Origin of the sequence: Mucilaginibacter paludis DSM 18603, assembly GCF_000166195.2 — a bacterium.
In the GTDB taxonomy this organism is placed as follows: domain Bacteria; phylum Bacteroidota; class Bacteroidia; order Sphingobacteriales; family Sphingobacteriaceae; genus Mucilaginibacter; species Mucilaginibacter paludis.
The window spans coordinates 1676231-1691667 of the sequence record NZ_CM001403.1; the positions used below are offsets into that span (position 1 = coordinate 1676231).

The 15437-nt window shown below is 45.5% G+C and carries 5 protein-coding genes; 3 read left to right on the plus strand and 2 right to left on the minus strand.

The window, feature by feature from the left end; genetic code table 11:
* The first annotated feature begins 102 nt into the window (after window positions 1-102).
* From MUCPA_RS07160 to MUCPA_RS07170, 3 genes are all read left to right on the plus strand, one after another.
* Complete coding sequence (locus MUCPA_RS07160) at window positions 103-1017, plus strand: helix-turn-helix domain-containing protein (protein WP_008505392.1); 915 nt, start codon at window positions 103-105, stop codon at window positions 1015-1017.
* Between the two features lie 457 nt (window positions 1018-1474).
* Window positions 1475-1750, plus strand: a complete 276-nt coding sequence (locus tag MUCPA_RS07165) for a hypothetical protein (RefSeq protein WP_008505393.1) — start codon at window positions 1475-1477, stop codon at window positions 1748-1750.
* Between the two features lie 19 nt (window positions 1751-1769).
* Complete coding sequence (locus tag MUCPA_RS07170) at window positions 1770-2384, plus strand: alpha-ketoglutarate-dependent dioxygenase AlkB family protein (RefSeq protein WP_008505394.1); 615 nt, start codon at window positions 1770-1772, stop codon at window positions 2382-2384.
* A gap of 93 nt (window positions 2385-2477) precedes the next feature.
* Here the strand turns inward: MUCPA_RS07170 and MUCPA_RS07175 are convergent, their stop codons facing one another.
* Window positions 2478-3416 (minus strand): PorP/SprF family type IX secretion system membrane protein, encoded by a 939-nt coding sequence (locus MUCPA_RS07175; RefSeq protein ID WP_008505395.1) that lies wholly within the window; start codon window positions 3414-3416, stop codon window positions 2478-2480.
* Entirely contained in the window at window positions 3416-14611 is an 11196-nt protein-coding gene (locus tag MUCPA_RS07180; protein WP_008505396.1) for an MBG domain-containing protein, read from the minus strand. The genes MUCPA_RS07175 and MUCPA_RS07180 overlap by 1 nt, the downstream gene beginning before the upstream one ends.
* Window positions 14612-15437: the final 826 nt, after the last annotated feature.

Below are 15437 nucleotides of genomic sequence, written 5' to 3' on the forward strand. Positions count from 1 at the left end.
GCAGGGATAAAACAAATGCTGAATGCCTGAAAAATCAAAAATTACACTGCCGGTAGATTTTCTTTGACGAAATTTACCGGCATTAAGAACCCGGAGGTTATTATGGAACAACGAAATAAATTGCGTGTTTTTCACTCTATTACAGAAATGCAGCGGGTTTTTGGATTGCCACAGCCGCTACATCCGCTCATCAGCATGCTCGATTACAGCAAGGTTGAAATCAACAGGGAAATGCTGGCCAATCCTTTTGTAATGGATTTTTACAACATTACCTATAACGAATCGGCCGGTTGTAAAATGAAATACGGGCAGACCGTCTATGATTTCGAAGAAGGCGGCATGTTTTTTACTTCACCCGGTCAGCCATTAACAGGCATTGAAACGACTACAGCGACTACAGGGTTTACCCTGCTGATCCATCCCGACTTTTTAAGGAACTATACGCTGGATAGCAAGATCAAAACATATGGATTTTTCTCTTATTCCGTGAATGAATCGCTGCATCTTTCCGGTAAAGAAAAAACGATCATTAACGCAATCTGCAAAAACATTGGCGACGAACTGGAAACCGCTATAGACGACATCAGCCAGGATGTGCTGATCTCGCAGATCGAACTGCTGCTGAACTACAGCCAGCGCTCTTATAAACGGCAGTTTATCACCCGGAAACCGCTTAACAACGCGTTGCTGGAGAAACTGGATAAGATCCTGGATGCTTATTTCAACCATAAAACGGCCCTGTTGCAGGGTTTGCCTACGGTTCAGTTTCTTGCCGGGGAATTAAATTTATCGCCCAAATATCTGGGTGACATGCTGCGAACCCTTACCGGACATAATACACAACAGCACATACACCTCAGGCTCATTGAAAAAGCCAAAGAGATATTAACAATTAGTGATCTGACAGTCGGCGAAATTGCTTTTGAACTTGGCTTTGAACATCCGCAGTCATTCAGTAAATTTTTCAAATCAAAGACCAGTCTCTCTCCCCTTGAATTCAGGGCAAGCTATAATTAGTTTGCCTGACACATATTATGATGAATATTTAATCCGTATGTTGGCAATAGCCGAAGAACAACTATAAGACGATTTGGCATTAGTTTTTATCCGGCGCTGGCTTTTCTAATTTATCGATAATTATTCAATATAATAGTTTTGAGAAATCGAATTACCTAAATATCGGTAATTCAACATTTAAGCATACTCAAAAAAATGAGGCCCGCTTATCCTTGTAGATTTCTCTAATAATTCTTAAAATCTCCTGAAGGTGTTCTAATGGGCTCCCTCCCTCTCCACTTAATTATTTTCCAACCCATGTAAATCCAGCAAGAAAACAAGTCAGACATTGCATAGCCTGTTAAAATAACTACAATGATTTCATCGAAATAACGAGCTTGCTAAAAAGAAAATCCGTTCCATAATAAATTACTAATAAAATTAGTAATTTATCTAAATTATTTTTCACTTTTGCTTTATGATGATCAACAATGCGAATCTGATTAAAGAAGCCAAAGCCTGGATAAAGCGTAAAAATGCGCCCGACGAAATTATTAGGGTAGTAACCGATATAGAACAAAAGGGCGCGGTGATAAGTTATGAATTATATACCGCCTTTGATGACAGGCCTGATTACCTTGGCAGAATATTATTTGACGCTCAAGGCTACTGGATTTACGATGGCGAAATACTCAAAATTGGCGAACAAGAGCAACTGGCAAAATTTATTATGAATTATGTAAAGACACTGTAAAACAGAAGAGAGAGCGGAGATGGAGCAATTGAGTTTTTTAGAGATGGCGGGCCAGAGCAGGGGATTACCGGAAGAACTACTGGAATACCGGCCAGGTTTATTTAGTGAAGCGGAAAGCGACCAATTGTTGCAGAATTTTATAACGGAAGTACCCTGGAAGCAAACGATCCAAAAAATGTATGATAAGGAAGTGACTACGCCCAGGCTTACAGCCTGGTACGGTGATATCGGCACTGATTATTCCGCTACCGGGACACTATCCAATCCAGCATCCTGGACACCCGAACTGCTCATGATAAAAAACAAGGTAGAACCTTTGGCAGGCATTCAATTCAATAGTGTACTGCTCAATTATTACCGCGACGGTAATGATTCGGTAGCATGGCACAGCGACCGGGAAAAAGTGCTGGGCAAACATCCCATTATCGCCTCTGTAAGTTTGGGGCAGGTTAGAAGCTTCGATATCCGCAACAAGGCAAATCATCATCAAAAATATTCCGTCAGGCTTGAGCATGGCTCATTTTTGCTAATGAAAGGCGACCTACAGGAGCACGGGGAACACCGGATAGCCAAATCCACCCAAACCATGAAGCCACGGGTTAATCTAACGTTCCGGGTAGTGATACCTCACTAACAGAATATTTTCAGGACACATTACTCATCGAATTTTTTTTCAGAATGGTATTTTAGCAAAAAAACCAAGTTAAATACCAATATATCATAAAAATTACTGCCCCATATTTAAAGGTTTTGAATTGGGTGAGTCGAAATGAAAGGACAGCATAATCTCATGAGTTGCGTTGCTAAAGCTGCCGATATTGTTAGATGCCGTGCCAAATTGATAACTATAACCTATATGAAAACTATCTGTTTTAAATGATAAAATGGTAGCTACTTCGTTATTGGTACGGTAGTTTACACCTAACCCGTAGGTATCCTTTGCATATAAGGTGGTCGAAATATCTGCTATTACCGGTACCCCACGGGTGTAGGAGACGAGAGAGGCCGGTTTAATTTTGAAATCCTCATTCAGATCCATATAAAATGCTCCCGTAAGATAATAGTTATTTCTAAAACTCTGGTTAGTTTGAACCGAACCAACGCCTAAGCTCCGCAAGCTGATCTCAGGAACCGATACACCGAAGTAATAGTCATCATCGTAAAACATCACACCAAAGCCCATGTTGGGTTCCCTTTCGTTAATGTTAGTTAGCAGTGCATCGCCATAACCCAGGGAACTATAGTTTGCAATATAGTTTTTGAAGCCCGCGTTGATGGAAACTGCCAAATGCTGAAAATCGTTTATCTGTATGCTTTTGGCAAGGAACACGTTAAGCGTTGTAAGATGCTCTACCGAAAATTGATCATCCCTGATAATCAGCCCCGCCGACCCATCCATTGACTGGATAGGGAAGTCGCCGTTAAATAAATACGTGGTGGGCGCACCGGGCACCCCTACCCACTGCTTTCTTACGGCTGTACTGATGGTTCCGGCACCGTCATTCCGCAAAGAAAATGCAGGATTAACCGGGGTAAGGTTATCCATATACTGTGTAAAACTTGTTTGCTGCGCGTGTGTATCAAAGACGGTAAGGATGATGATCGCGCTGAACAAAAAAGCAAACAATTGCCGCCTGCACAATCTGCTATTCTGAATTAAACTCATTAGTATTTTAGAATTAAAAATCCTTTAATCTGTTTCTTCTTTCCGTTTACGGTGTATTCTAACAGGTAAAAATAGGTGCCCTGTGGTTGTAGCGATCCTGCATTCGAGCGCCCGTCGAACGAATTGGCATGATTATCATAGCCCGTTGTCTCAAATATTTTAGCCCCGTTCCTGTTAGCGATAACCAGGTGATTATCCGTGAACTTAGTAATACCTTCAATAATTAATATGTCGTTATCACCATCACCATTAGGCGTTACAACCGGATGAAAAACTACATCATTCTGCTGGTCATCGTCCACCGTTACGGTTTGCTGCACATCGGCAGCTGGTAAATTATTATCATCTCCAGGCTGGCTGGCAGTGATCCGCACTGTTCCCAGGCTGTACAAAGCAAGCGAATGGCCAACAACTGTCGCAACGTTCGGGTCGGAGCTTGTTAATGTCACCGGCAGGCCGGAGCTTGCAGATACATTTAGCGTAATGGTAGTGCCCTTGATGGCCGGGGAGGGTATTGTGCTGAAATTAATGGCTTGGGCCGCCTTGTTAACCAGCAATGTAACTTGCGCTGCAGGCTTTGTTGTATAATTGCTATTGGCCGCCACGGTAGCAACTATTGTTGCGGATCCGGCTGCTGCAATATGTATTCTGCCGTTTACTATCGTAGCCACACTGGTATTTAAACTGGTGTAAAGCACCGCCTCGCCTGTACTGGCAACAGCAGATGGCGCAAAATCAGTATCGCCGTATGTTTTAGCAGGGAGACTGGTAAAGGCTATTGTACGGGTAGCTGGCGTGACAGTCAGATTCCCTGTTACGTAACTAATCACATAGTTGGCCGAAACTGCTCCGCTTACCGTTATGGGGTATATCCCTACGTTTGATGTTATAGTTGCCGTGGTTGACAACGACGCCTGGGTAGGCAGCTTAGAGGCGTCTTCGCCGTAAACAAATCCGTTATAAGTAGCCGTAAAAATGGGATCTGCTGCACCATAAATCCTGGTTTGATTATCTGCCGTAATGGTTAGCGCAGCCTGCCTTACTACTACTGTTTGTGATACCGGGGCTGCGGCAGCATAGTTTGCATTACCATCCTGAGAGGCCGTTATTACCGTTGTACCTGCACCAGTGATATGTAAGCTGCCGTTAACCACAGCAGCAACTGCGGGATTACTGCTCGAGAAATTAATGGGCAGTCCCGACGTGGCAGAGGCAAACAGTGCAGCGTCCGCATCACCATAGGTTTTATTACTCATAGCGGCAAAAGTAATCAGCTGGCTTGATGCCGACACCGTTAATATACCTGGTGTATAACCAATCACATAATTAGCTGCTAAACCGCCGCTAACGGTTATCGGGTAGGTTCCCGGTATCGATGAAACCGTCGCCGTAGTGGTTACTACCGGCACTGTAGTCAATACGGAAGCCTGGTCTCCTGCCACAAAGCCGTTGTAGCTTAAAGTCAACGTTGGGTTAGCAGCTCCAAATGCCCTTGTTTGGTTATCCGCAGTAATCATCAGCGATGCCGGGGTAACAGTTAAATTGCCTGCAACGTAGTTGATGCTATAGTTTGCTGCCAGTGCCCCGCTCACCGTTAGGGGATAATTACCTACGCCGGATGCAATAACCGCAGTAGTGCTCACTAAGGGTTGGGCTGTTAAAACGCTTTGCGTTTCGCCGTTTACAAAACCGGAATAGCTTACCGTTAAAGCTGGGGTGACTGAACCGTATACTTTGTTTTGGTTAAAGGCAGTAATAATGAGTGTAGCTGGGTTAACAGTTAACGTTCTGCTAACAGGCATTGCCTCCGCATAGCTGGTGTTGGCCGCCTGGGTTGCAGTAATGATAGTATTCCCTGCACTTACTATGTGGATTTCGCCATTTGCTGTAATAGTAGCCACAGCGGGGTTACTGCTGGTATAAACTATCGGAATGATTGTATTACTACTGGTTGCAACGACGGTGATATCGGCGCTACCGTAGGTAACGGCTGAAGGCTGATTAAAGGTGATGACAGGGACTGTCAATACCTCGGTAGTAAAATTTAAAATTGCGCCATTGATAACGCCGTTTGCCGTTTTAGCGGTTATCCTGAAATAATAAGTGGTAGCATTTTTTAAACCATTGATGGTACTTGTGAATGTAGTGTTTCCTGTTCCAGGTTGAACAGGACTGGTACCCGTTGTTAACAGTGCCAGGCTGGCACCTGATAGATCGGGGGAGGTGCTGTATTCCATTGTTACCGTAGCAGCTATGCCGTTATCGTTAACAGAACCATTCAGCGTGGCACCTGTTGATGTGATTGATGTTGCCGGCACCGTTGTTACACTTGGATTTATTAAGCCAGCTGCCGTAACGGTTAACACACCGGCAACGTAGCTGATGTTATAGTTTAAAGCTGCTGCACCACTTGCAATAATTGGATATAAGCCTGCCGGTGACGCTGCAGTAGCCGTTGTTGTGATTATCGGTAAAGTGGTTAAGCTACTTTGTGTATCTCCGTTCACAAATCCTGAATAGCTTGCCGTAAACAACGGATTGGCAGCCCCAGTCACCTTACTTTGATTATTGACAGTAATAGTGAGGGCAGCCTTGCTCACTGTTAAAGTACCGGCAACATAATTGATGTTGTAGTTAGAAGATACTGCACCGCTAACCGTTACAGGATAAGCGCCCACCGGCGAATTGGTAGTTGCTGTTGTACTTAACAAGGGTTGTACTGCTAAAACGCTTTGTGTTTCGCCATTTACAAAACCAAAATAACTTGCAGTTAAAGCTGGATTAGTGGAACCATATACTTTGCTTTGGTTAGTGGCAGTAATAGTGAGGGCAGCCTGGCTTACGGTCAATGTACCGCTAACATAATTGATATCATAATTAGAAGATACTGCACTGCTGGCTGTTATAAGATAACTGCCAGCAGCCGATGATACGGTAGCAGTGGTGCTAACCGTTGGCAATGTTGTCAGGCTGTTTTGCGTATCACCGTTTACAAAGCCGGTGTAGGCAACTGTTAATACCGGGTTAGCACTGCCATATATTTTAGCTTGATTATCGGCAGTTACAGTAATCAGTGCCCGGTTAACCGTCATGGTTCCATTAACGTAGCTGATGGTGTAATTTGTTGCTGCTGCGCCGTTAACTGTAATGGGATAAATGCCCGCAGCCGAAGCAGTAGTTGCTGTTGTGCTCAATGAGGCCTGTGTGGTTAAAACGCTTTGTGTTTCGCCGTTTACAAAACCGGAATAGCTTGCGGTTAAAGCTGGATTAACTGAGCCGTAAACTTTGCTTTGGTTAGTAGCAGTAATGGTGAGGGCAGCCTTGCTCACTGTTAATGTACCGTAAACATAATTAATATTGTAGTTAGCGGATACCGCACCGTTTATGATTATAGGATACGTACCCGCTCCAGATAATACCGTAGCAGTGGTGCTAACGGTTGGTAATGTTGTCAGGCTGCTTTGTGTATCACCGTTTACAAAACCGGTGTAATTAACTGTTAATACCGGATTAGCAGCACCGTAAACTTTAGTCTGATTATCGGCAGTCACAGTGATCAATGCCTGGGTAACGGTTAAGGTACCACTCACATAGTTAATAGTGTAATTGGCCGCTGTTGCGCTGTTAACAGTAACAGGATAAGTGCCAACTGCGGAAGTAGTTGTTGCTGTTGTACTCAACAAGGGCTGTGCAGTTAATACGCTTTGCGTTTCGCCGTTTACAAAACCGGAATAGCTTACTGTTAAAGGCGGATTGGCCGAACCATATATTTTGCTTTGGTTAACGGCAGCAATAGTGAGCGCAGCCTGGTTAACTGTTAATGTTCTGCTAACAGGTGTTGCCGCACCGTAAATACTGTTGCCACTCTGGCTGGCTGTGATTACGGTACTACCCGCTGCAACAATATGGACGAGCCCTGCTGCTGTAACAGTTGCTACCGCCGGATTACTGCTACTGTAGCTAACGGTTAACCCAGAATTGGTTGTGGCGGCGGATTGGATATCCGCAGAGCCATATGTTACCGGAGCAATAGCGGCAAATGATATGGTTTGTGCCTGCTTATCATTTACCGTAATATTAATAACTGCCGTACCCATCCCTGTGTTATTTGTAGCCGTTATTGTGTAATTGGTTGCCTGACTTGCTGCTGTAGGCGTACCGCTGATAGTGCCCGTGGCTGTATCAAAATTGAGGCCCGCAGGTAGTGTTTTATCAATATAATAGCCATTAATTGTTATTTTCCGGATTGTATTATGTCCATAATCGGCCACATAAATTACTCCCCGGCTATCAATAGCCACTCCGCCCGGATTGGCAAATCCGGTTGCCAAAGTAGTAACGCCCCCCGACGGACTGATCGCTTTAATTGAATTACTATTATAATCGGCCACATAAATAATCCCGGTTTTGCTAATGGCGACATCATAAGGATTATTGAAACCTGTTGGGCCCGCTATTGTAGTTACAACTCCGGCCGGGCTTATCTTCCTGATCTTGTTGTTCAACTGATCAGCAACGATGATATTCCCCTGATCATCAACTTGTAAATTGGTAGGGTAATGAAATCCTGCTGCAGCACCTGTTCCATCGGCCGAACCGGCACTGGTACTTCCGGCCAGCGTAGTTACCGTACCATCCGGTGTTATTTTACGTACCATGCTATTCAATAAGTCGGCAACGTAAACATTTCCGGAGGCATCAACCGCTACACCCGCAGGTAAATTAAAGCTTGCGGCAGCACCTACTCCATCTGCCGACCCAGCCGTTAATTTACCCGCCAATGTTGTTACCACACCTGCCGCCGTAATTTTACGGATCATGTTATTACCCTGATCGGCAACATAAATATTACCGGCGGCGTCAACGGCTAAGCCAGTTGGATGATTAAATGTAGCCGCCGTAGCCGCGCCATTTGCAGAACCAGATGATCCGCTTCCGGCCAAAGTACTAACCACTCCTGCCGGCGTAATTTTGCGTACCAGGTTGTTAAGCTGATCCAGAACGTATGTGTTACCCTCGGCGTCCACTGCCACATCCAATGGCCCGTTAAACGTTGCTGATGTGCCGGTTGAGTTAACACTACCTGCTGCGCCGCTTCCGGCAAAGGTAGTTACCACTGCCGTACCTGCTGATGTAACCGCCGTACCTGAGTTAACAGGTACAAGCGGGGTAATTGCCATATTGACCATGTAAATCTGTGGCGTATTATAAGCTATACTCGGACTTGCAGTATAGGTAAAACCTGCGAGTGTTGCCGTACCAGCTGGTGTTGTAACAGACACATTACCGCTTGTACCCGAGCCTACCACCGCCCTTATTTGGGTATCAGAAACTACCGTGAATGATGTTGCTGCTGTGCCACCGAATTTAACTGCAGTAGCACCTGTAAAATTTGTTCCGGTTAAAGTTACGGTTGTACCACTTGCCGCTGTTGTTGGATTAAACGAAGTTAGCGTGGCTACAGGCGCAATTACTGCGAATGTTATAGTAGTGCTGCTGCTGCCAGCCAGATTATAGCCTGTAATAGTATAGGTTGCCGCAGCGGCTGTTGTTGTTGGTGTACCGCTGATTACCCCTGTTGCAGTATCGAAGTTTAAACCAGCTGGCAAAGCCGGACTGATGCTGTAACCCGTACCCACAATTTTCCGGATGATATATTTATATTGATCGGCTACGTAAACATCGCCGGAGGCATCTGTCGCAATACTGTAAAGGTTGCCAAATGTGGCGGCTTTACCAATACCATTGGCAATACCTGATGCGCCGCTGCCTGCGATGGTGGTTACCACGCCCGCAGGGCTTATTTTACGAATGACGTTACCATTAAGCTCTGCTACATATAAATTGCCTGATGCATCAATGCTTATTGCAGAAGGGTAGTTAAAGCTGGCAGCTGTACCAGTACCGTCAACAGAACTGGCGGCACCGCTGCCCGCGAAGGTTGTTACGGAACCTGCCGAAGTAACTTTACGGATAAGATTATTATAGGTATCGGCCACATATAAATTTCCTGCAGCATCGGCTACAATTCCCCAGGGGTGGTTAAAGCTTGCCGCATTACCGGTACCATTGGCCGATCCTGCTGCGCCGTTTCCGGCTAAAGTAGTAACAACAGCATCCGGAGTAATTTTCCTGATGAGATAATTATCCTCAACAACAAATAGGTTACCTAAAGCGTCAATGGCCATGCCGCGGGGGCTACGGAATGTTGCCGCTGCGCCTGTGCCATCTGTGGCACCCGGAGCACCGGTTAAACTGCCTGCAAAAGTGGTTACCAAGCCGTCTGGTGTTATCTTTCTGATCTGGTTATAAAACTGATCAGCAACAAATAAGTTACCTGCGGCATCGATAGCCATACCATAGGGCACGTAAAAACTCGCCGCCGTACCTTTGCCATTAGTAGAACCAGGCGAACCGGTTCCCACAAAAGTACTTACAACAGTTGCCGGAGTGATCTTACGGATCATATGATTGCCAAAATCGGCAACAAACATATTGCCCAACAAATCAAATACCAAGCCATCGCATAAGTTTAAGCTTGCCGCGGTACCTGTACCATTTACTGCGCCAGAGCTACCGTTACCTACAATGGTACTTACGAGCGAATAGGTTTTAGCTGGTACAGCGCCGCCCTTGTTTACTGGCGACAACGCAGTTATGGGTACGCCAACGGTATCAACAGGCAAAGAGGTATAGCTTATGAGTGGTGGCTCGGTGAACGTAAATCCCGCCAAAGTAGCTGTTCCGATTGGAGTGGTAACACTAACGCTGCCCGTAGCTCCTGAACCAACAATAGCAATTATTCGCGTGTCAGACACAACAGTGAACGAAGCCGAAGAAGTTCCGCCAAACTTAACAGCGGTAGTTGCTTTGAAATTGCTGCCGGTAACGGTTACGGCCGCCCCGGCGGGCGCATTAGCCGGACTGAACGAAGCGATAGCCGGCGTTGCTGCAGCTACGCTTAAATTTACCGTTGTTGAACTGCTCCCGGCTGCATTTGTAACGGTTATTGTATAAGTAGTAACCGCACTTGTAGCTGTTGGCGTGCCACTTATAGTGCCTGTTGTCTGGTCAAAAGTTAAACCTGGCGGCAAAAAAGGTGTAATGGTATAATTGCCCGTGGTTATTTTACGGATAAGTTGATTATAGGTATCCACCACGTATATATTGCCTACGGCATCAGTTGCAACTGCGTTAGGATTATAAAAACTTGCGCTGGTACCTACGCCATCTGCCGATCCTATCGAGCCAGTACCGGCTAATGTAGTTACCACGCCCCCCGGTGTTATTTTTCGGATAGCATTATTATATAAGTCGGCTACGTAAACATTGCCCTGGGCATCGGTAGTTATTCCGGTAGGATTATGGAAGGAGGCCGCGGTACCTGTACCGTTTAGCGCACCAATACCCCCGCTTCCTGCAAAGGTAGTAACAAGCCCAGCGGGAGTTATTTTCCGGATAACCTGGTTCAACTCGTCGGCTACATATACGTTGCCCGTAACATCTACGGCTACATCATAGGGAGAATTAAATTTGGCAGCGGCCGCTGCGCCATTGACATTACCAGCTACACCGGTAGTACCTGCAAAGGTAGTAACCACACCGTCCGGAGTTATTTTACGGATAACCTGGTTGCCAAAATCGGCAACATAAATATTTCCTTGTGCATCTGTGGCTAAGCCATATGGGCTGTTAAAACTTGCGGCCATACCAATGCCGTCGGCCGCACCTGAAGACCCACTTCCGGCAAACGTAGTAACCACCCCTGAAGGCGTGATTTTACGAATCGTGTTATTATTTGCATCGCTAACGTAAATGTTGCCCTGCGCATCAGTTGTTAAGCCAAACGGGTTATTAAAACTCGCCGCGGCACCGTTACCGTTTTCCGAACCGGCAGCTCCGCTGCCTGCAAAAGTAGTCACCAAACCCGAAGGCGTTATTTTGCGGATTAGCCGGTTATTAAAATCTGCAATATATAAATTGCCAGACGCATCCGTTGTGACACCAGAAGGACCACTAAATGTTGCCGCTGTGCCTATGCCGTTGGCTTTGCCAGCTATGCCCACACTGCCGGCAACCGTACTTACTTTACCAGTTGTAGCTGATGTAACTGCGCCGCCGCTATTTGTTGGTGATAAAGCTGTTATGGCCGCACCAACAGTATAAGCAGGTGGCGTAGTATAGCTGATTACCGGCGGTGTTATCAATGTAAAACCGGCCGAAGTGGCTGTACCGCCTGCCGTGGTAACAGATACACCGCCAGATGACCCGGGGCCTACAACGGCGCTTATCTGTGTATCAGAAACTACGGTGAATGATGTTGCAGCCGTTCCGCCGAACTTAACAGCTGTGGTGCCGGTAAAATTGGTACCGGCAATAATTACAGTTGAACCGGATGGCGCTGATGTTGGCGAAAAAGAGGCTATCATTGGCGCCGGTACCGTTACGCTTAAATTTAATGTAGTTGAATTGCTGCCGGCTGCGTTGGTAGCTGTTATGGTGTACGTTGTTGCCGGGCTTGCAACAGTTGGCGTGCCGCTTATTGTGCCTGTCGACTGATCAAAATTCAATCCCGCAGGCAACATAGGTGTAATGCTATAATTGCCGGTTGTTATTTTGCGGATAAGGTTGTTACCCGCGTCAGCTACGTAGATATTACCAAGTGCATCCGTGGCTAAAGCATTGGGAACATAAAAGTTTGAAACGGTACCCGCTCCATTTGCAGAGCCTGCAGAGCCATCTCCAGCCAGGATGGTTACGGTCCCGGTTGGAAGTATTTTACGCAGAATAGGAGTACTATAATCCATAACGTAAACATTTCCTTGTGCATCTGTAGCCACGCTAAAAGGATCCTTAAAACCGCTTCCTGCCAAGGTAGTAACTACACCCGCTGGAGTTATTTTACGAATAGCCAGGTTCCCGTTATCGGCTACATATACATTCCCTTGTGTATCCGTGGCAATACCTATCGGATTTTTGAATTTTGCGGCAGCGGCCGTACCGTTAACAAAACCTGATGAACCCGAAGTGCCAGCAAATGTATTAACGACACCTTCACGAGTTATTTTACGGATAGTTTGATTGAAGTTATCTGCAACATAAACATTGCCTTGCGCATCTGTAGTTAAATCATATGGGGTATGAAAACTTGCCGCTGTACCCGTACCATCTGCGGAGCCGGAATCCCCACTTCCCGCTAATGTAGTCACCACCCCGGCTGGGGTTATTTTACGGATCATATTGCCATCTATTACATAAACGTTGCTCTGTGCATCAGTCGTCAAACGATATGCATGTAAAAAACTTGCCGCAACACCTGTACCGTTAACAGAAGCTGCTGTACCGCTTCCCGCAAATGTGCTAACTACACCTGCAAGGTTAATTTTTCGGATCAGGTTGTTATTATAATCTGATACATAAATATTGCCAGATGGATCCGTTGCGACACCCGTAGGACTACTAAAAGTTGCAGCAGTACCTGTGCCATTTGCATTGCCTGCTGAGCCAGCCTTACCAGCCAGCGTACTTACCTGTACATTTGTGCCAGTACTAACAGCACCGCCGCCATTAGTCGGCGATAACACTGTTATGGCTACACCAACGGTATAAGCAGTTGGCGCAGCATAGCTGATTACCGGCGGTGTTATCAATGTAAAACCGACCGAAGCAGCTGTACCGCCTGCCGTGGTAACAGTTACACTGCCCGATGCCCCTGCGCCTACAACCGCGCTTATTTGCGTATCAGAAACTAAAGCGAACGATGTTGCAGCCGTCCCGCCGAACTTAACAGCGGTGGCACCCGTAAAGTTGGTGCCCGTAATGGTAATGGTTGATCCGGCTGGCGCTGATGTTGGGGTGAAGGAAGCTATCGTTGGCGCCGGTGCAACCACACTTAAACTTACTGTAGTTGAATTGCTGCCAGATGCATTGGTAGCAGTCACCGTGTAAGTTGTAGCAGCGCTCACTGCCGTTGGGGTGCCGCTGATAGTGCCTGTTGACTGGTCAAAATTTAATCCCGCAGGCAAAACAGGGGTGATGGTATAATTGCCTGTTATTATTTTACGGATGAGGTGATTATTGGTATCTGCTATGTACAGGTTGCCCAGGGCATCTGCTACTACCGCATTAGGATAATAAAAACTGGCGTTAGTGCCTGCCCCGTTTGCCGACCCCATGGAACCCGTACCTGCCAATGTAGTTACTACACCGGCGGGCGTTATTTTACGGATAGAATGATTTTGCGAATCGGCTACATAAACATTCCCCTGGGCATCCATAGTTACGCCAGTTGGGTTATAAAACGTGGCAGCGGTACCGGTGCCGTTCAGCGCTCCCGGAACCCCGCTTCCGGCAAAGGTGGTTACTACGCCTGCCGGGGTTATTTTACGGATAGCCTGGTTCACCTGATCGGCCACATAAACATTGCCCGCAGCATCTGTAGCAACGCTCCGCGGGTAATTGAATTTTGCTGCCGTACCTGTACCATTAACAAAGCCGGATGACCCAACAGTACCTGCTAATGTCGTTACTACACCTGCCGGAGTTATTTTACGGATCAGTTGATTGCCATAATCGGCAACATAAACATTGCCCTGCATATCTGTGGTTAAGCTATACGGTGTATTAAAACTCGCCGCCGTGCCCGTACCATTGACAGAACCGGCCGACCCGCTCCCCGCAAGCGTAGTAACCACCCCGCCAGGCGTTATTTTACGGATCAGGTTGCTATTTACATCACTCACATATAGGTTACCCTGTACATCAGTTGCTATGCCGAAAGGATTATTAAAGCTCGCCGCGGTACCGGTGCCATTGGCCGAACCGGCTACACCGCTCCCGGCAAAGGTGCTAACTACTCCGACGGGGGATATTTTACGGATCAAGTTATTGCCGGCATCCGCAACATATACATTGCCTGACGCATCAACCGCAACACCAAAAGGACTGTGAAAAGTGGCAGCGGTACCTGTGGCGTTGGTATTGCCTGCTATACCGGCGTTGCCAGCAAATGTACTTACTTTGCCCGTTGTAGCCGCTGTAACCGCACCACCATTATTTACTGGAGATAAAGGTGCAATTGCAACGCCCACGGTATAGGCTGGCGGCGTTGCATAGCTTATTGCCGGTGCCTGTGCAAAAAGCACCTGGCTTAAAAAGATATACCAACAAAAAAAAAGTAAAAATTTTAACCCCATACGCAATCAATTATCAAAGTAATAAATATACAGGTGTAATATAATTAATAAATTAACAAAAAGTCAAGTTATTAATTATTTTATCAATAAAAGTGGCAATATTTTCGTTTAAGAAAAACCCCAATAAACAGCTATTTTTATATTATATATTTTTTACTATAAGGACCGATAGCAAACAACATCGAATAGTTTTTTAAATAACCTCCAAGCGGTATTAAAATCACGCGCCGCTTTTGCCAGCGAAAAATATCCATTAAATAAATTTAAACCAAACACCGGAAATAAGCAGGATTAGGCCATGCCGAAAGCTATGGTAAATACAAAGACATTAAAACAACGAGACTTATCAATGCTGAGCGGCCATTTAAGTTTTAATTTTAATTTGAAAATGCCTGGTAAATTATTTTGCTTATCGCTTTCCCGGGATTGAGCTATCCCACCTCTCAAAATGCTCTTTGGTAAAATTAATAGAAACCCACCAGAATTCTATCTTGAGAATCGCTTTGAACAAGTTTCCATTTTCCTCTTCTCAAAAAAAGCTTTTGGTATATAACATAAAGCAATTGTGCTGGCCTTATATAAGGTGTTGATTTTGCGCTTTTATTTCCCCAATAAATATATTAGTCAGCACATAATCATAAATGGATTGAGAAACCCGGATTTAATATATTATAAGGGTAAAATAATAATAATATTAATTTAATGAGGGTAATGGCATTGATACCTAAATTTAATGGGTTCCTAACTCAGGCAATTTCAATGAATAAACTCTTTATATTATTTTTTTTTATACTACCTGTTTTCCAAAGAGCCTTTGCCCAAGAAA